We start from the raw sequence: 19,167 nt of genomic DNA, 5'->3' as shown, positions 1-19,167 counted from the left end.
GACGCTTTAGCGTCGCCATCCGGCAGATAACCACCCGGTTACTCAAACGTCCCTTTAACGCACGCCTTTTTCTCTTTCACCACGGCTTTCCCCTTCGCCCACAGGTCATTCACTTCCAGCGCGTCGTTCAGCACCAGAATGTCCGCATCGCATCCCACCGTCAGACGGCCTTTATGCGCAAGCCCAAGAAACTCCGCGACTGTGCGTGTAAGCGGGCAAAGCGCCTGTTCCAGCGGTATCGCATGAATCTGCACCAGTTGACGCACCGTTTCCGCCAGTGATTCAAATCCTGCGACGCCAATCCCTATCAGATTACCGGACGCATCAAATTCCGGTTGGCTACCGTTGCCATCCGAGCTCAGGGTAATACGCGATAGCGGCACTTCGTGGCGCAATGCTGTAGCGATCGCCGTTGCCGGATCAACAGGCTCATCAATACTGCTGGTGATATCGATATAGCCCCCTTTCCGGGCATAGTCTAACGCCGCATGGAACAACGGTTCCGCGCGATTAACATGCGTTGGCAACAGTTTGGTCATCGGTACATCGCAACATGCCAGAATTTCATACAGCGGTTCCAGCATGCGCGGACTGTCCCCCATATGAAATACGCTAATCCCGGGTTTTTGCCCTAATAACCCACCAACACGCGACTGCGCCGCCATGTTCGCCAGCGCCGTTGCATTTGGGGCAGAGGAGCGATGATCCGAAACTGCGCATTTCACGCCAATCACTTTGTCAATTAGCGCGACATCGCGGTCAATACTGCCGGTTATCGTAGGTGAAGGTAGAGAATATGCCCCAGTGAGCATCCAGGCGCTGATCCCCTCAAATTCCAGCGCACGGGTTTTCGCCAGCAACGACTCAGGATGACGGGTAATCCCGTCCGTTCCCAACAATCCCACGACGGAAGTGATACCGGCTTCAACCAACCGTGACAAACGCACTTCCGGCGTGCGGGTGTGCGGCCCCGCTTCCCCGCCACCGCCAATCAGATGAACGTGTTGGTCGATAAAGCCGGGACAAACAATTGCCCCTTCAAGATTGATGCACTCACAACCGGGAAAATCTTCTGCCGCAATAGACGGGGCGATGGCGACAATTTTTCCGCCAGAAACCAGAATATCCTGTTGGCCTAAATCTTCAGGTGCGTATACGTGTCCATGCTGGAACAACGTCAAATTAAGAATGGAACAGTTCATAACCTTCCTTGTCAGGCAATAACCTGCATAACCCAAATAGAGAGCAGCGCATTAATCACGCAGACTGCAATAATCAGCGGGTAGTAGCGAGGATGGACTCCCGCCGTTCCCAGACAACGTCCAACATTTTGTACCGGATTCCCCATCAGGTAGATAGCCGGTAGCAATACCGTAGCATCATGTCCTGAAAGCGTACCTGCGACAACCAGGCTTGCACAAACGCCGACGCCACCGCCCATACTCATCACCGCCGCCAGCAGCACGGTGGCAGACTCCCCCGGCAGTCCCCACAACGCCATGATCGGTTCACATACCCTGCCTACGATGTCGAGTAACCCCGTCACCTTCAGCGCCTGAATAATCACAAACGCCATCACCACGTTAGGTAGCAAGCTGGTCGTGGCAATGGTAAACCCGCGTCGTGCGCCATCGATAAACATATCCATGACATTTTTACGTACGTGTGTTGTCATCATCTCAGCCCTCCTGCTGCATACGGCGATTTTCAAGCTGTGCGATCCACAACCGCAACAGGTTCGCCCCTACAAACTTGAAGACAAGGATCACCGCCAGCGGCGTGATTACCGGTACGGTGACCATCGTAAACAGGGCTGCGCCTGACGAAAAATAGTTAGTGATGCACGCGCTACCGCTGGTTTGCCAACAAGCAAAGATGGCGCGTTCCTGCTCGGTAATGATCCCCGCTTCGGCCATTTCCTTAGTCATCCCGGCCGCCGCATCGGTATTTTGCAAATTCGCGATCAGCGCCAACGAGCATACACCCGGGATACCGAGTAAAGGTCGTAGAACAGGCGTCATTAGCTGTTGTGCCGCGCGCAGCCCTCCAAGCCCTTCGGTTACGGAAATAATCCCGAGAGAAAGAATGACGGAAGGAGCCAATTCAAGTGCGAATAAAAAACCATCTTTTGCCCCCATACCGCCCGTACCGCGAAAAGAGACCGCCGTTTCGCCAGCCGTATTAATTTGCCCAAACGCACCGTTGAGGAGGGTGAAATCAAACACCCGCCACCATTCGGTACTTTTCGCAAACATGCCGGAAAAAAGGACAATTGTGATAAAAAAAGCGAGATAGCCGCCCCATCCCACTTTTTGCTGCGTGTGTGTGTTGTGACCCATTTAACTCTCCTGTTGGTCTTATTCCTTACGTGACGAAAAAAACATCACGAGGGCCAAGTTAAAGACAAACGCGGAGAAAAACGATACCGGAGGAAATTATTCAGAAAGTGTGGATAGAGGTCAGACAAGTTCAGCTCCGGCGGCATTGCGCCGTCGGAGCTGACGGATTAGCGATCGTCAACCGTCTGACCATCCGGCCAGGCATGCACCACGGCTTTGATTAGCGTCGCCAGCGGAATGGCAAAGAATACACCCCAGAATCCCCACAGACCGCCGAAAATAACTACCGACAGAATAATCACCAATGGATGCAGGTTTACGGCTTCGGAGAAGAGGACGGGAACCAGCAGATTGCCGTCCAGCGCCTGGATTATCAGGTACACGGCGAAACAGCTCCAGAACTCCGTTCCGAGTCCGAACTGAAACAACGCCACACCAACGACCGGAATAGTCACCACAAACGCGCCGATGTACGGGATTAGCACAGAGAACCCCACCAGCACTGCCAACAGCAGAGAGTAGTTAAGACCAAACATCAGGAAGCCCAGCCAGGTTGCAACACCGACCACCACCATCTCCAGTACTTTACCGCGGATATAGTTGGTGATTTGCTGGTTCATCTCTTTCCAGACCTGTCCTGCCAGTCCACGATTTCGCGGCAGCACCCGGCGCACAGCATTCAACATCTGGCTTTTATCCTTCACCAAAAAGAACACCATCAATGGGACAAGCACCAGATACACCGCCAGTGTCAACAGCCCAACCAGAGAAGCCAGCGAATATTTCACCACTGAATCGCCCATGGTGAGCATCCGGGAACGCATATTCTCGGCCATCGCATCAATGATGCCCGCATCCATAAGCGCCGGATAACGTCGCGGTAAGGTGGCGGCAAAGTCAGACAACTTGTTGAGCATGCCAGGCATATCGCGGATCAAATAGATGCCTTGCTGCCATGCGACAGGCATTACCACAAACGCCATCAGCAGCAAAATGCCGACAAACACCACCAGCACAATTGACGTCGCCCAGCGCCGCGAGCAACCGATATTTTCCAGCCGGGCGGTAGGCCACTCCAGCAGATAAGCCAGCACAATCGCGACCAGCAGCGGCGCTAACAGACCGCTAAAGAAGAACAGGATGCCAAAACCGGCAACCAGAATAATCAGCAAAGCAATAGCCTCTGGGTCGCTAAAGCGGCGGCGATACCATTGCGTCAACATTTCGAGCATAAAACCTTCCCTGAACCTCAATAGCGGGATTGCGATCCCGAATTGTATCGAAATGTCACAAAAAAGACTTCGCTTTTTATGACTGATTACGCAAAGTGAAAAGACATTTTTCCTGGGTGTTCATCGTCAGGTTTCGCAGTTACACTCGCTAAGCTTGCGGAGTGTGAACGATACTTCGCGGCATTGGTCAAATGGCTATCTCAAAAAAGAATACAGGACAGAGGTTATGTTCAGGCAGTTGAAAAAAAACCTGGTTGCTACCCTCATTGCTGCACTGACCGTCGGTCAGGTCGCGCCCGCATTTGCTGACACTGCGGATACCCTACCTGATATGGGAACCTCGGCAGGGAGTACGCTTTCTATTGGACAAGAAATGCAGATGGGCGATTATTACGTTCGCCAACTGCGCGGTAGTGCGCCGTTAATTAACGATCCGCTGCTCACCCAATATATTAATGCTCTGGGGATGCGCCTGGTTTCGCATGCAGACTCCGTAAAAACACCCTTCACTTTCTTTTTAATTAACAACGATGAAATAAACGCCTTCGCTTTTTTTGGCGGCAACGTGGTATTGCACTCAGCACTGTTCCGCTATTCCGATAACGAAAGCCAACTGGCGTCGGTAATGGCGCACGAAATTTCTCACGTCACGCAGCGCCACCTGGCGCGAGCGATGGAAGATCAGAAACGTAGCGCACCGCTGACATGGGTCGGCGCATTAGGCTCGATTTTATTAGCGATGGCCAGCCCGCAGGCAGGTATGGCAGCGCTAACCGGTACGCTGGCGGGTACTCGCCAGGGGATGATTAGCTTTACTCAGCAGAACGAACAGGAAGCAGACCGCATCGGTATTCAGGTGCTGCAACGTTCAGGGTTCGATCCCCAGGCCATGCCAACATTCCTGGAGAAACTGCTCGATCAGGCCCGTTACTCTACACGTCCTCCGGAAATTCTTCTTACTCACCCCCTGCCAGAAAGCCGTCTGGCAGATGCGCGTAACCGCGCCAACCAGATGCGCCCGGTCGTCGTGCAATCTTCAGAAGATTTCTATTTGGCCAAAGCGCGAACCCTGGGCATGTACAATTCAGGCCGCAATCAGTTAACCAGCGATCTACTGGATAGCTGGTCGAAAGGCAACGTGCGCGAACAGCGCGCTGCGCAGTACGGTCGGGCGCTGCAAGCGATGGAAGCCAGTAAATACGACGACGCACGTAAAGCGCTTCAGCCGCTGCTCGCGGCAGATCCGAATAATGCATGGTATCTCGACCTGGCAACAGACATCGATCTCGGTCAGAAGAAAACCAGCGATGCCATTAATCGCCTGAAAAACGCTCGCGATCTGCGCGTGAATCCCGTATTGCAACTCAACCTGGCAAATGCGTATTTGCAGGGGGGACAAGCTAAAGAGGCTGCCACCATCCTGAATCGCTATACGTTTAACCATAAAGATGACACTAACGGCTGGGATCTGTTGGCGCAAACGGAAGCGAACCTGAATAACCGCGATCAGGAGCTGGCCGCGCGTGCTGAAGGGTATGCGCTGGCGGGCCGTCTTGATCAGGCGATCTCGATGCTCAGCAATGCCAGTGCTCAGGTGAAACTCGGCAGCCAGCAGCAGGCCAGATACGATGCCCGTATCGACCAGCTGCGCCAACTGCAAGAGCGCTTTAAACCGTACTCGAAGATGTAACCATTGAATACTTGCCGGATGGCGGCGCTGTTGCGTCTTATCCGGCCTGCGGCAGGCACATTTGGTCGGCCGAATCGTCATGCAAGGAGAAGTCATGTCAGACGCGATTAAAATTTACCATAACCCACGCTGCTCAAAGAGCCGTGAAACGCTGGAATTGCTAAAGTCTAACGGTGTAGACCCAGAAGTCGTGCTTTATCTGGAAACCCCGGCTGATGCAGCGACACTGCGTGAATTGCTAAAGATGCTGGGAATGTCCAGCGCGCGTGAACTGATGCGTCAGAAAGAAGATCTCTACAAATCGCTTAACCTGGCGGACAGCAGTTTGAGTGAAGATGCGCTGATTCAGGCGATGGTCGAAAACCCGAAGCTGATGGAGCGCCCGATTGTGGTAGCGAAAGGTCAGGCCCGGATTGGTCGCCCACCTGAGCAAGTGCTGGAAATCGTCGGTTAATCTTAAGACTGCCGCAGTTTTTCGGCTGCGGCACTTACAGCTTCAAAATTTCTTTTACGAAGGGAATCGTCAGCTTGCGCTGAGCGGTGATCGAAGCATGGTCCAGTTGATCCAGCGTCATAAACAGCGTACGCATTTCTCGATCCAGACGCTTAAGCAGAAAACGTCCTACATCTTCAGGCAGTTCGAACCCACGTAATCTGGCACGTAATTGCAAAGCCTGTAGCTTGTCTTCATCGGAAAGCGGCTGAAGCTTGTAGATTTGCCCCCAGTCCAGACGTGAGGCGAGATCCGGCAGCCCCAGGTTCAGCTGTCTCGGAGGACGATCGCCGGTGATCAGCAGGCGGGTTTTCCCTGATTCCAGGATACGGTTGTAAAGATCAAAGATCGCCATTTCCCAAAGAGAATCTCCGGCGACACACTCGATATTATCGATGCATACCAGCGACAGATGCTCCATTCCGTCAAGCACCTCAGGTACGAACCAGGTTCGTTTATCGAGCGGCACATACCCTACCGCATCACCGCGTGCAGACAGTTCTGCACAGGCTGCATGCAGCAAATGACTACGGCCTGCGCCTTCACGCGACCAAAGATAAATGTACCCGCTATGTTCCTGACGCAGCACGTTTTGCAGTGCAGCCAGTAAAGAGGAGTTATCCCCCGGCCAGAAACTTGCGAAGGTTTCATCGTCAGGAAGATAAAGTGGCAGAGAGAGCTGTGCCGGTGTGTTCAGAGATACCTCAACCCAGGATTTCATAAAATCGAGATGAGTTTAACACAGAAATACGTCGTGATAGAACCGGGCAGCAATGCTGCCCGGTCAGAGACTTACTGTTGCGGGCTATCCGCATCCTTAGCATCAAGGACGACTTCTTCCGGACGCAGCAGACTGATGACTTTGAAAATCAGGCTCAGGCAAACGCCGACGATGGTCGCCAGCGCCATACCTTTCAGTTCCGCAGCACCAATGTGAACCTTCGCGCCACTTACGCCGATGATCAAAATAACAGACGTCAGAATCAGGTTTTGCGCCTTGTTATAATCGACTTTTGATTCGATTAACACGCGAATACCGGAAGCGCCGATGACGCCGTACAGCAGCAACGATACACCGCCCATGACCGGCAGCGGGATAATCTGGATTGCCGCCGCCAGTTTACCCACACAGGAGAGCAGAATGGCGAAAATCGCCGCACCGCCGATAACCCAGGTACTGTATACGCGAGTAATCGCCATAACACCGATATTTTCACCGTAGGTAGTATTAGGCGTCGAACCAAAGAAGCCGGAGATCACCGTCGACAGGCCGTTGGCAAACATCGAGCGGTGCAGGCCAGGGTCACGAATCAGATCTTTTTTCACAATGTTGGCCGTGACGACCAGGTGGCCTACGTGCTCGGCGATAACGACTAATGCCGCAGGCAGGATGGTCAGAATCGCAACCCACTCAAAGCGCGGTGTGTAGAACGTTGGCAGAGCAAACCAGTGCGCTTGCGCAATGGGTGTGGTGTCCACAACGCCCATCACAAAGGAAAGCGCGTAACCGGCCAGTACACCAATCAAAATCGGGATAATCGCCATAAAACCGCGGAACAGCACAGAGCCAAATACCGTTACGGCCAGCGTCACCATTGAGATGATGATGGTTTTCGAGTCTGGTAATTGCCCTTCAGCAGGCAACAATCCCGCCATGCCTGCAGCAACACCCGCCAGCTCCAGACCGATGACGGCAACGATTGCGCCCATCGCAGCAGGCGGGAACATCACATCCAGCCAGCCGGTGCCAGCTTTCTTCACGATGAAAGAAACCAGGCAGAACAGAACGCCGCACATAATAAAACCGCCCAGCGCCACTTCATACCCTAACGGCAGCAGCAACAGCACCGGGGAGATAAACGCAAAGCTGGAACCCAGATAGGCTGGAATTTTACCTTTACAAATGAAGAGATACAGCAACGTACCAATGCCGTTAAACAGCAGGACGGTAGCCGGGTTGATATGAAACAGGACTGGCACCAGTACCGTTGCACCAAACATGGCGAACAGGTGCTGCAAACTAAGCGGGATTGTCTGTAAAAGCGGCGGTCTTTCACTCACCCCGATAGCACGGCGCGTCATAGTGTTTTCCTCTGAGTATTGTGTGTTAGTAGCGATTGGGTTGTTTTATTCAAAAAAAAGCCGACTCTTAAAGTCGGCTTCTTTTTATTTATTCATTTACTTGGTACCAAAAATCTTATCGCCGGCATCGCCGAGTCCCGGAATAATGTATCCATGCTCGTTCAGCCCCTGGTCGATAGATGCGGTGTACAGCTCAACATCCGGGTGTGCTTTTTCCAGTGCTGCGATACCTTCTGGTGCCGCAACCAGGACCAGTACTTTAATGCTGGTGCAGCCTGCATTCTTCAGCAGGTCGATGGTCGCGATAACGGAACCACCGGTTGCCAGCATCGGGTCAACGATCAGCGCCATGCGCTCATCGATGTTAGAAACCAGTTTCTGGAAATACGGAACCGGCTCCAGCGTCTCTTCGTTACGGTACATCCCCACCACGCTGATACGCGCGCTCGGAACGTTCTCCAGTACGCCTTCCATCATACCCAGTCCCGCACGCAGGATGGGGACTACGGTGATTTTTTTGCCTTTGATTTGGTCTACTTCAACCGGGCCGTTCCAACCTTCAATGGTCACCTTTTCGGTTTCCAGACCTGCAGTTGCTTCATAAGTCAGCAGACTGCCAACTTCCGAGGCGAGTTCACGAAAGCGTTTAGTGCTGATGTCGTTTTCACGCATCAGTCCCAGCTTGTGTTTGACGAGTGGGTGTTTGACTTCCACGATCTTCATACTCTTCTCCTTTCCTCAGACGAGTGGCAACCACAAAAAAAATCGCCGGATTATACCGCTTTTCGTCTCTGGCGCAACACTGGATACGCTTGATATGGATCAACCAAAGTCATTTGCGTCTGGAAGATGAGTATAAAACAAGCCCCGCAACATGGGCGGGGGTTAATATCAATGCACTGAATTTTATAGAGATTCAGCGTTACTCCGGATGACATTTTGATACCATGAAAAAGATTTCTTAGGAGAGCGTGCTAATGTCCCACTCCCGTCATTATTTTTGTCGACATAAATAAATCCGTAGCGTTTTTTCATTTCGCCGGTTCCCGCTGACACTAAATCAATACAGCCCCATGGCGTGTAGCCCATAAGATCCACACCATCTTCCACCACCGCTTTTTTCATCTCACGAATATGGGCTGCCAGGTAGTCAATGCGGTACTGATCGTCTACCGTGCCGTCACTTTCCTGTACGTCAATCGCACCAAACCCGTTTTCAACAATAAACAGCGGAAGCTGATAATGATCCCAGAACCAGTTCAGCGAATAGCGCAGACCAACCGGATCAATCTGCCAGCCCCAGTCTGATTTCTGCACATACGGATTGGGCACCAGACTTTTCGATTCGTCGTAATCCAACTGCGGGTTATCTGCCGTTGCCTGCGTCGCGAAGGACATATAGTAGCTAAAGCCGATATAGTCGACGCAGCCCTGGGCCAGTATTTTTCGGTCTTCTTCAGTAATATCGAGTTCGAAGCCGCGACGCGCAAAGTAGTTCAACAGATGCTGCGGATACTTGCCCCGAGCGTGAACGTCGGTAAACCAATATCGACGGTGCATCGCGTTCATCGCCATCATTATATCGTCTGGCGCACAGGTCAGTGGGTAAACAGGACACATAGCGATCATGCACCCAACCTGCAATGCCGGGTTGATTTCGCGTGCAACCTTTACTGCCAGCGCACTCGCCACCAGTTCATAGTGCGCCGCCTGGTACATGACCGGTTCGCGGTCTTCACCCGGCTGATACTTAAGGCCGGAATTGGTAAACGGAGCAAAATCTTCGTGGAAGTTAGCCTGGTTGTTGATTTCATTAAACGTCATCCAGTACTTCACTTTATGCTGGTAGCGAGTGAAAACCACCCCGGCAAAACGGACAAAGAAATCGATCAGTTTACGATTGCGCCAGCCACCGTATTCCGTCACCAGGTGATAAGGCATCTCGAAATGCGACAGTGTAATCACCGGTTCAATCCCATACTTCAGGCATTCATCAAAGAGATCGTCGTAGAATTGCAATCCGGCTTCATTGGGCAGTGCTTCATCGCCTTGCGGGAAAATACGCGTCCATGCAATAGAGGTACGAAAGCACTTAAAGCCCATTTCAGCAAACAGCTTAATATCATCCTGATAGCGATGATAAAAATCGATAGCCTCGTGGTTAGGGTAATTTTTACCTGCAATCACGCCGTCGGTAATTTCACGCGCTACCCCATGGGCCCCAGCCGTCATCACATCGGCAACGCTAATCCCTTTACCGCCCTCCTGCCAGCCGCCTTCCAGTTGATGAGCGGCCACAGCACCGCCCCACATAAAATCTGCTTTAAACCCAGGCATACGTTTCCCCTATCATGATTGCACTGTTCAAACGCACCTGATGTGGTACGTAACAGAAAACAGAAACCGGTTTCAGTACGATACTGTGCATTCAGCAGGCCGGTTTCAAGCACAAGACTGAACCCGGTTTCATTTTCGTGGCTCAGTTCAAACAAATAGATAAACAACTGTAAAATGCTGAAATACTCAGCAGATAAAAGTCACTGTAAAGCAGGCTCGCAAACGTTTGCTTTCCCTGTTAGAATTGCGCCGAATTTAATTGCTACCGCAAGTTAACGCGTGGGGACCCAAGCAGTGACCGATAAAACCTCTCTTAGCTACAAAGATGCCGGTGTTGATATTGACGCGGGTAATGCTCTGGTTGATCGAATCAAAGGCGTAGTAAAGAAAACTCGTCGCCCGGAAGTAATGGGTGGTCTGGGTGGCTTCGGTGCGCTGTGCGCATTGCCGCAAAAATATCGTGAACCGGTACTGGTTTCCGGCACGGATGGCGTAGGGACAAAACTGCGTCTGGCAATGGATCTGAAACGCCACGATACCATCGGCATTGATCTGGTGGCGATGTGTGTGAACGACCTCGTGGTTCAGGGCGCTGAACCGCTGTTTTTCCTCGACTACTATGCAACGGGTAAACTGGATGTGGACACCGCAGCCAGCGTAATCAACGGCATTGCCGAAGGTTGCCTGCAATCTGGTTGTGCATTGGTTGGTGGTGAAACGGCTGAAATGCCTGGGATGTATCACGGTGAAGATTATGACGTAGCAGGTTTCTGCGTTGGCGTCGTCGAAAAATCAGAAATTATCGACGGTTCAAAAGTGGCTGATGGCGATGTGCTGATTGCGCTCGGCTCAAGTGGCCCGCACTCTAACGGCTACTCCCTGGTACGTAAAATTGTTGAAGTCAGCGGTTGCGACCCAGAAACCACCGAGCTTGAAGGCAAGCCGCTGGCGGACCATTTACTGGCGCCAACACGCATTTATGTGAAATCTATTCTGGAACTGATCGCGAGGGTTGATGTGCATGCTATCGCGCACCTGACCGGCGGTGGTTTCTGGGAAAATATTCCGCGTGTACTGCCAGACAATACTCAGGCCGTCATCGATGAATCCTCATGGCAGTGGCCAGCCGTCTTCAACTGGCTGCAAACTGCAGGTAACGTCAGTCAGCACGAGATGTATCGCACCTTCAACTGTGGGGTCGGCATGGTCATTGCCCTACCGGAATCCGAAGTAGAAAGTGCACTCGCGCTGCTGAAGGCAAAAGGTGAAAACGCCTGGAAAATCGGTATCATCAAAGCGTCTGATTCCGAACAGCGTGTGGTCATTGAATGAAAAACATCGTGGTGCTCATTTCCGGCAACGGAAGCAATTTGCAGGCAATAATCGATGCCTGCAAACAGAAAAAAATCAGTGGCACCCTACGTGCAGTATTCAGCAACAAGGCCGATGCGTTCGGCCTTGTTCGCGCGCGAGAGGAAAATATTCCGGCACATTCCCTGGAAGCAAGCCACTTTGCCAACCGCGAAGCATTCGACCGCCAGCTGATTCAGGAAATTGATGCCTATGCGCCAGATGTCGTCGTGCTGGCCGGCTATATGCGCATCCTCAGCCCGGCGTTTGTCGCTCACTATTCTGAACGACTGCTGAACATCCATCCCTCTTTATTACCCAAGTATCCAGGCCTACATACCCATCGTCAGGTGCTGGAAAATGGGGATGAAGAACACGGAACTTCAGTCCATTTCGTCACCGATGAACTGGACGGCGGACCGGTTATTCTCCAGGCCAAGGTGCCGGTATTTGCAGGTGATAGCGAGGATGATATTACTGCCCGGGTTCAGGCGCAGGAACATGCTATTTATCCGCTGGTCGTCAGCTGGTTTACCGACGGTCGCCTGAAGATGCGCGATAACGCCGCATGGCTGGACGGCAATCGCCTCTCACCACAGGGTTATGCCGCAGACGAATAATCGGCTCATCAATCTGTAAAGCCGGATGGCGGCATAAATGCCTTATCCGGCCTACGCGTTATTCTCCCCTTTCTCTTCGCTATCAGACGGTTTATTGTCATATTTTTCTGGCACAGTTGGACATCTGAGAGCAATGCTCGCCATAATAAATCGGTAGTGTCCCGTGAATGAAACGGAGTAAAAGTGGTAATGGGTCAGGAAAAGCTATATATCGAGAAAGAACTCAGCTGGTTAGCGTTCAACGAACGTGTGCTCCAGGAGGCAGCTGATAAATCAAACCCGTTGATCGAACGGATGCGTTTCTTAGGCATCTATTCCAATAATCTTGACGAGTTTTACAAGGTACGTTTTGCCGAACTGAAGCGTCGTATCATTATTAGCGAAGAACAGGGTTCAAACTCTCACTCCCGCCATCTGTTAGGCAAAATCCAGGCCCGCGTATTAAAAGCCGATCAGGAATTTGACGGCCTGTACAACGAATTACTGCTGGAGATGGCGCGCAACCAGATCTTCTTGATCAACGAACGCCAGTTGTCAGTCAATCAACAGAGCTGGTTACGCCACTACTTCAAGCAATATCTGCGTCAGCACATTACGCCAATCCTGATTAACCGCGAGACGGATTTAGTCCAGTTTTTAAAAGACGATTACACTTATCTGGCCGTGGAAATTATCCGCGGAGATACGATCCGTTACGCTTTGCTGGAAATTCCATCCGATAAGGTTCCTCGCTTTGTGAATTTGCCGCCGGAAACCCCGCGTCGTCGCAAACCGATGATCCTGCTGGACAACATTTTGCGTTATTGCCTGGATGACATTTTCAAAGGGTTCTTTGATTACGATGCGCTGAATGCCTATTCGATGAAAATGACCCGCGACGCCGAGTACGATTTGGTGCATGAGATGGAATCGAGCCTGATGGAGCTCATGTCTTCCAGCCTGAAACAACGTCTGACCGCGGAGCCTGTACGTTTTGTTTATCAGCGCGATATGCCCAATGCGCTGGTTGAAGTACTGCGTGAAAAGCTGACGATCTCTCGCTACGACTCCATTGTCCCCGGCGGGCGTTATCATAACTTCAAAGACTTTATTAACTTTCCCAACGTTGGCAAAGCTAACCTGGTGAATAAACCCCTGCCGCGTCTGCGCCATATCTGGTTCGATAACGAGAAGTTTCGCAACGGCTTTGATGCCGTACGTGAACGCGATGTGTTGCTTTATTATCCGTATCACACCTTTGAACACGTTCTTGAACTGCTGCGTCAGGCCTCATTCGACCCGAGCGTGCTGGCGATAAAAATCAACATCTACCGTGTGGCAAAAGATTCGCGCATCATCGACTCGATGATCCATGCCGCGCATAACGGCAAAAAAGTGACCGTGGTGGTGGAACTGCAGGCACGCTTCGATGAAGAGGCCAATATTCATTGGGCTAAGCGCCTTACCGAAGCGGGGGTTCATGTCATCTTCTCCGCACCAGGGCTGAAAATTCACGCCAAGCTGTTCCTGATTTCGCGTAAAGAAGGCGAAGAAGTCGTGCGCTATGCACATATCGGCACCGGGAACTTCAACGAAAAAACAGCGCGTCTGTATACCGACTACTCGCTGCTGACTGCCGATTCGCGCATTACCAACGAAGTCCGCCGGGTGTTTAACTTCATCGAAAACCCATATCGCCCGGTAACGTTCGATTATCTGCTGGTTTCACCGCAGAACTCACGGCGCCTGCTGTACAGCATGATCGACAAAGAGATCGCTAATGCACAGCAAGGGCTGCCTTCTGGCATTACTCTGAAGCTGAATAATCTGGTCGATAAAGGGCTGGTTGACCGCCTGTATGCGGCTTCAGGTTCAGGTGTCCCCGTTAATTTATTGATCCGCGGTATGTGCTCACTGATCCCGAATCTGGAAGGCATCAGTGACAATATTCGCGTTATCAGCATTGTTGACCGCTATCTCGAACACGACCGGGTCTATATCTTCGAGAACGGGGGAGATAAGCAGGTGTATCTCTCCTCTGCTGACTGGATGACAAGAAACATTGATTATCGTATCGAAGTTGCCACACCGCTTCTTGACCCGCGTCTTAAGCAGCGCGTGCTGGATATTATCGATATCCTGTTCAGCGACACGGTGAAAGCCCGCTTTATTGATAAAGAACTGAGTAATCGCTACGTACCGCGCGGAAACCGCCGTAAGGTTCAGTCACAATTAGCGATTTACGACTACATCAAATCACTCGAGCAACCTGACTAACTCTATGCCAATACACGACAAGTCTCCACGACCGCAGGAATTTGCTGCGGTCGACCTTGGTTCAAACAGTTTCCATATGGTCATTGCCCGCGTGGTTGATGGCGCAATGCAAATTATCGGGCGACTGAAACAACGCGTACATCTGGCGGACGGCCTTGGCGCGGACAACAAGCTAAGCGAAGAAGCGATGGAACGCGGCTTAAGCTGTTTGTCACTTTTCGCTGAACGTCTGCAGGGATTTCCTCCCTCCAGCGTCTGCATCGTGGGAACCCATACTTTGCGCCAGGCGCTAAATGCGACCGATTTTCTTAAGCGAGCAGAAAAGGTCATCCCCTACCCGATCGAAATAATTTCCGGTAACGAAGAAGCCCGACTGATTTTTATGGGCGTGGAGCATACGCAGCCAGAAAAAGGCCGTAAGCTGGTTATCGACATCGGTGGTGGTTCGACAGAGCTGGTGATCGGTGAAGATTTCGAGCCTAAACTGGTCGAAAGTCGCCGTATGGGTTGCGTCAGTTTTGCCCAGATGTACTTTCCGGGTGGAGCGATCAGCCGGGAAAACTTCCAGCGAGCCCGTATGGCGGCAGCGCAAAAGCTGGAAACGCTCACCTGGCAATTTCGAATTCAGGGCTGGAACGTTGCACTGGGAGCTTCAGGCACCATCAAAGCCGCGCATGAAGTGCTGCTGGAAATGGGTGAGAAAGATGGTTTTATCACCCCTGAACGTCTGGACAAGCTGACAACTGAAGTCCTGAAGCATGCTTCCTTTGAGGCACTCAGCATGCCGGGGCTGTCAGAAGAACGAAAGGCGGTTTTTGTTCCCGGTCTGGCAATACTGTGCGGTGTTTTTGATGCCCTCGCTATTCGTGAACTCCGACTCTCCGATGGCGCGCTGCGTGAAGGCGTACTGTATGAGATGGAAGGCCGTTTTCGCCACCAGGATGTTCGTAGCCGTACCGCCAGCAGTCTGGCAAACCAGTACAATATCGACAGCGAACAAGCCCGACGTGTACTGGAAACGACCATGCAAATGTACGATCAGTGGCATGCGCAGCAACCTAAACTGGCAAACCCGCAACTGGAAGCGTTGCTCCGGTGGGCGGCGATGCTGCATGAAGTCGGGCTGAACATCAACCACAGCGGACTGCATCGCCACTCGGCTTATATTCTGCAAAACAGCGACCTGCCAGGTTTCAACCAGGAGCAACAGCTGATGATGGCGACCCTGGTTCGCTATCATCGTAAAGCGGTTAAGCTGGATGATTTGCCCCGCTTTACGCTGTTCAAGAAAAAGCAGTTCCTGCCGCTAATTCAGCTGTTGCGACTTGGGGTATTGCTCAACAACCAGCGCCAGGCAACCACTACGCCACCGACGCTCACGTTGATTACCGACGATAACCACTGGACGCTACGCTTCCCGCACGACTGGTTTAGCCAGAACGCGCTGGTGTTGCTCGATCTGGAAAAAGAGCAGCAATACTGGGAGGCCGTCACAGGCTGGCGCCTGAAAATTGAGGAAGAAAACTCACCCGATATCGCTGCGTGAGTGATCGGCAGGTGCCAGAGTGACTGGCACCTGTTGTTCCAGAGTTTTATGCAACGGCCGCGGCTCACCAATCAGATAGCCCTGTAAATAATCAATCCCCAGTGAAATCACCGCACTGCGTATTTCTTCGCTTTCAACATACTCCGCGACCACCAACATTTTTTTCATCCGTGCCAGGTGACAAATCGAGGCCACGATTTGGTAGTCGAGACTATTTGAGACAATGTTACGGATAAAGCTTCCGTCAATCTTCAGGATGTCAGCACTCACATTTTTCAACCGTGCATAGCTGGCATAGCCGGTACCAAAATCATCGATCGCAATCTGACAGCCCAGAACTTGCAATTGCAGCAATGTTGCCTGCGCCTGTTCCGCATTGGTTAACGCATTGCTCTCTGTAACCTCAAAGATCAATTGCCATGCTTCAACCTGATACTTCGCCAACAACTGGCTGATTTCGTGAGGAAATTTGGCTCGACATACGGACGTGGGTGATAAATTGATCGCAAAACGATGAGCGGGCATTTTCTCCCGATTCTGCGCCATAAATTTCAGCGTATTTTCAATGACCCACAGATCAATGCTGGATGACAACCCAAACTCATGGGCTACCGGTAAGAAATTATCAGGAGCAATCGTTTCACCTTCATCGCCCTGAAGGCGCAACAGGATTTCATGATAAACATCGCCCCGCACGCCAAAAATCGGCTGTGCCATCAGGAAGAAGCGATCATGCTCCAGCGCCTGCTGCAAACGGTTCATCATCGCCACTTTATCTTTCAGATCCCGCTGCAGGTGCATTACGCCACGTCGCTGCAAATTCTCCGGCATATTGGTTGCCAGCGAGAGCTCGGCGATAGTGCTTAACTCCCCCAGCAACAGATAGATGTGGTTAACGGGTGAGCGAACATAGCAAAAACTGATCCCAACCTGCGGTTGTAGGGGCATACCATCCCAGACAAAACGAAACTGCCTGATATGTTTGTCCAGCGCTTCAATACGCTGCTGATGTGACTCAGTATTAAAACGCAGAATTAAATCATTACCGGATAATTGAAAAACATATTCGTCTTGTTCCAGCAACGGCGCTATCCAATGAGAAAGTTTTTGCTTGTACTGGATACGCAGCATAATACCGTAGTTTTTCACCAACAGTTCCATGCCCGGAATACGCAGAAAACAGAGCACTGACCATGGCGCTTTTTTCAACGTTCGGTTCAATGCCCGCAGATTTGGCAAATGCACCATCGGATCAAAATATGCCAGACGATGTGTGCGTCGGGTGACAAATCGCTGACGCGTTGCCAGCACGGCAATGTAATTTACGATGAAAGAAAAAACGAGGTAACTCGAAGAGGTAATTGCAAGTTGTGTATCGTAACCCGAATACCAGGGCATATAGCGCTGATAATAATGAATGGCAGTTATCAACACGACTGTCCATATCATTGAAATAAATCGGTAACCGTAACGCATTGCGCCCCATAACATGACGGGCAGTAACAGAGACAAGGTATAATTTGTGCTGAATATCGAACTCTGTTCATTTAACGGCATACACAACAGAGCCATCAATAAAGTCAATATTATCAACCAGACAGCAAACTCTGTTCGCGTTACTTTGGTATCAAACTGCTGCTTTAATTGCGAAAAATAGCCCCGTATATGCAGCGGGTTTCGAATGGTTCGGATTATAAAATAGCACAGAGGAATACCAACAAGGTTCCCGACCAGCATAGCCTGGTAGTTGATCAACGTTCCTGTATTAAAGGGCATAACGCCCACCATGCCTGATTTGCTCTCGTATACGCCAACAAACGCAGCGAACTGAAAGAGGATCAGGAATAGCGTTGCCGGACAGAAAACCTGCCAAAATATTCGCTGAAACATCAGATGGGAGTCGCCATGCGCCACGTTGTTTCGCCGGGGAGCAAAAACTTTATATCCACCCCAACTAAGCACCATTGTAACTATAAAGTGCGTAATAATTGACAGCGTTTCAAATAACCCAACCTGCGGATATTTGTACCAACCGATGGCAATGATTATTCCGGGCAGTGCCGCCCAACTAAAAAACAACATCAGGCTAATCGTCAGCGCTAAAGGCAGGTAGAAAAGGATGACAGTACCGGTACTAATATGTGCGTAGGTATTGGCAGTGCTCAATAACGGCAACAGTAAAGATGGTAAGATGAGGGGTAGCGCCCACCATTTATCTCTAATACTTATATAGTTTTTATTGAGTTTCATAGATGCTCAGTAGAATCCCTCACGTCATGTAGGGGTATTTTCTGTGAAGGGCATTCAGACAGGCATCCCACCTGACTTTAAAACTATGATGTAATACACATCACAACGACTCATCGATTTTAGTTACGGATAACCGATGAGGTTTGATATATGTCAAAAAAAATATCCCCCATTAATCAATTATTACCTTTTTCTTTATTTATGATCGTTTATTCATTATTAATGCAAATAATAATATTAATTTCCATAACATAAGGGGATAAAACCCATGATGCAATTTTACATAACGAAGAATTGACCATTCCCTCTTAGTGTGCCTTAATGTAAGTATCGCCCACTGGTTGGGTACACTTTAAGGAACCTTTTGTGAGCCAGGTTACCAGCCTACGCAAACGACACCGATTTAACAGTCGCATGATCCGGATCGTACTGCTTATCAGCTTCATCTTCTTCTTCGGACGCTTCGTCTACTCTGCTATCGGTGCGTGGCACCACCACCAGGACAAGAAAGAATCCCAGCAGACCACCTTGCCGCAACAGACTTCTCCTGCACAAACTGACGAACGCTGAACGCTCGTATCTGTGATCCCCCCTGTCTTAAGATTCCTTACCGGATGGCTAATCGCCTGATGTTTAACCATCCGGTAAGGGATTTGAGCGAACATTTTTCGCCCTATCCAGCCAACAACACAGACTGCTGTATTGGATATGCCTGCGACGTTCCGCACAATTACACAATCTTTTCCTTCCACTTCACCGCACCATTTGGGTGATGCTGCCAACTTACTGATTTAGTGTATGATGGTGTTTTTGAGGTGCTCCAGTGGCTTCTGTTTCTATCAGCTGTCCCTCCTGTTCAGCTACTGACGGGGTGGTGCGTAACGGCAAAAGCACTGCCGGACATCAGCGCTATCTCTGCTCTCACTGCCGTAAAACATGGCAACTGCAGTTCACTTACACCGCTTCTCAACC

Annotated in this window: 17 protein-coding genes; 8 read left to right on the top strand and 9 right to left on the bottom strand. The window is 50.9% G+C overall.

Annotated elements, in window-relative coordinates:
* Positions 1–38 precede the first annotated feature (38 nt).
* From iadA to QMN38_RS04085, 4 genes are all read right to left on the bottom strand, one after another.
* Positions 39–1,202 (bottom strand): beta-aspartyl-peptidase, encoded by a 1,164-nt coding sequence (gene iadA, locus QMN38_RS04100; protein ID WP_323604592.1) that lies wholly within the window; start codon positions 1,200–1,202, stop codon positions 39–41.
* An 11-nt stretch (positions 1,203–1,213) separates the two neighbouring features.
* Positions 1,214–1,675 (bottom strand): YjiG family protein, encoded by a 462-nt coding sequence (locus QMN38_RS04095; protein ID WP_271440253.1) that lies wholly within the window; start codon positions 1,673–1,675, stop codon positions 1,214–1,216.
* Between the two features lie 4 nt (positions 1,676–1,679).
* A complete protein-coding gene (locus QMN38_RS04090; RefSeq protein ID WP_271448596.1) occupies positions 1,680–2,339 on the bottom strand; it encodes a nucleoside recognition domain-containing protein in 660 nt (219 codons plus the stop codon).
* A gap of 167 nt (positions 2,340–2,506) precedes the next feature.
* Entirely contained in the window at positions 2,507–3,571 is a 1,065-nt protein-coding gene (locus tag QMN38_RS04085; protein ID WP_005121878.1) for an AI-2E family transporter, read from the bottom strand.
* Between the two features lie 226 nt (positions 3,572–3,797).
* Between QMN38_RS04085 and bepA the strand changes: the two genes are divergently transcribed.
* Together bepA and arsC are read left to right on the top strand one after the other, a co-directional pair.
* The gene (gene bepA, locus QMN38_RS04080) at positions 3,798–5,261 is read left to right on the top strand and encodes a beta-barrel assembly-enhancing protease (RefSeq protein WP_271440156.1); all 1,464 of its coding nucleotides are present in this window, start codon (positions 3,798–3,800) and stop codon (positions 5,259–5,261) included.
* Positions 5,262–5,355: 94 nt separating this feature from the next.
* Complete coding sequence (gene arsC / locus QMN38_RS04075; RefSeq protein ID WP_323604591.1) at positions 5,356–5,715, top strand: arsenate reductase (glutaredoxin); 360 nt, start codon at positions 5,356–5,358, stop codon at positions 5,713–5,715.
* 34 nt (positions 5,716–5,749) lie between these two features.
* Here the strand turns inward: arsC and QMN38_RS04070 are convergent, their stop codons facing one another.
* The 4 genes from QMN38_RS04070 to QMN38_RS04055 form a co-directional block, all read right to left on the bottom strand.
* Entirely contained in the window at positions 5,750–6,451 is a 702-nt protein-coding gene (locus QMN38_RS04070) for a DnaA inactivator Hda (protein WP_211924219.1), read from the bottom strand.
* A gap of 95 nt (positions 6,452–6,546) precedes the next feature.
* Positions 6,547–7,836 (bottom strand): uracil permease, encoded by a 1,290-nt coding sequence (uraA, locus tag QMN38_RS04065; protein ID WP_003835107.1) that lies wholly within the window; start codon positions 7,834–7,836, stop codon positions 6,547–6,549.
* 96 nt (positions 7,837–7,932) lie between these two features.
* The gene (gene upp / locus QMN38_RS04060; protein WP_003835110.1) at positions 7,933–8,559 is read right to left on the bottom strand and encodes a uracil phosphoribosyltransferase; all 627 of its coding nucleotides are present in this window, start codon (positions 8,557–8,559) and stop codon (positions 7,933–7,935) included.
* Between the two features lie 183 nt (positions 8,560–8,742).
* Complete coding sequence (locus QMN38_RS04055) at positions 8,743–10,173, bottom strand: 6-phospho-beta-glucosidase (protein ID WP_323604590.1); 1,431 nt, start codon at positions 10,171–10,173, stop codon at positions 8,743–8,745.
* A 294-nt stretch (positions 10,174–10,467) separates the two neighbouring features.
* On the opposite strand from QMN38_RS04055, the gene purM reads away from it, so the two are divergent.
* From purM to ppx, 4 genes are all read left to right on the top strand, one after another.
* On the top strand, positions 10,468–11,505 hold the full coding sequence (purM, locus tag QMN38_RS04050; protein ID WP_323604589.1) for a phosphoribosylformylglycinamidine cyclo-ligase: 1,038 nt from the start codon (positions 10,468–10,470) through the stop codon (positions 11,503–11,505).
* Positions 11,502–12,143, top strand: a complete 642-nt coding sequence (gene purN / locus QMN38_RS04045) for a phosphoribosylglycinamide formyltransferase (protein WP_323604588.1) — start codon at positions 11,502–11,504, stop codon at positions 12,141–12,143. The genes purM and purN overlap by 4 nt, the downstream gene beginning before the upstream one ends.
* Before the next feature lie 189 nt (positions 12,144–12,332).
* Complete coding sequence (ppk1, locus tag QMN38_RS04040) at positions 12,333–14,399, top strand: polyphosphate kinase 1 (RefSeq protein ID WP_323604587.1); 2,067 nt, start codon at positions 12,333–12,335, stop codon at positions 14,397–14,399.
* A 4-nt stretch (positions 14,400–14,403) separates the two neighbouring features.
* Positions 14,404–15,945, top strand: coding sequence for an exopolyphosphatase (ppx, locus tag QMN38_RS04035; RefSeq protein WP_271440151.1), 1,542 nt, complete (start codon positions 14,404–14,406; stop codon positions 15,943–15,945).
* Here ppx and QMN38_RS04030 read toward each other — a convergent pair.
* On the bottom strand, positions 15,925–18,195 hold the full coding sequence (locus tag QMN38_RS04030; protein WP_323604586.1) for a sensor domain-containing phosphodiesterase: 2,271 nt from the start codon (positions 18,193–18,195) through the stop codon (positions 15,925–15,927). The genes ppx and QMN38_RS04030 overlap by 21 nt on opposite strands.
* 366 nt (positions 18,196–18,561) lie before the next feature.
* Between QMN38_RS04030 and QMN38_RS04025 the strand changes: the two genes are divergently transcribed.
* A complete protein-coding gene (locus QMN38_RS04025) occupies positions 18,562–18,765 on the top strand; it encodes a YfgG family protein (RefSeq protein WP_071887371.1) in 204 nt (67 codons plus the stop codon).
* 253 nt (positions 18,766–19,018) lie between these two features.
* On the top strand, positions 19,019–19,167 hold a 149-nt coding region (locus QMN38_RS04020), incomplete at its 3' end, for an IS1 family transposase (RefSeq protein WP_001392841.1).

The sequence above is a fragment of the Citrobacter sp. R-1.5.2 genome (assembly GCF_035064245.1).
Lineage (GTDB): Bacteria > Pseudomonadota > Gammaproteobacteria > Enterobacterales > Enterobacteriaceae > Citrobacter.
The sequence above is the reverse complement of the archived record's forward strand: the minus strand, read 5'-3'. Positions and strand labels throughout refer to the sequence as shown.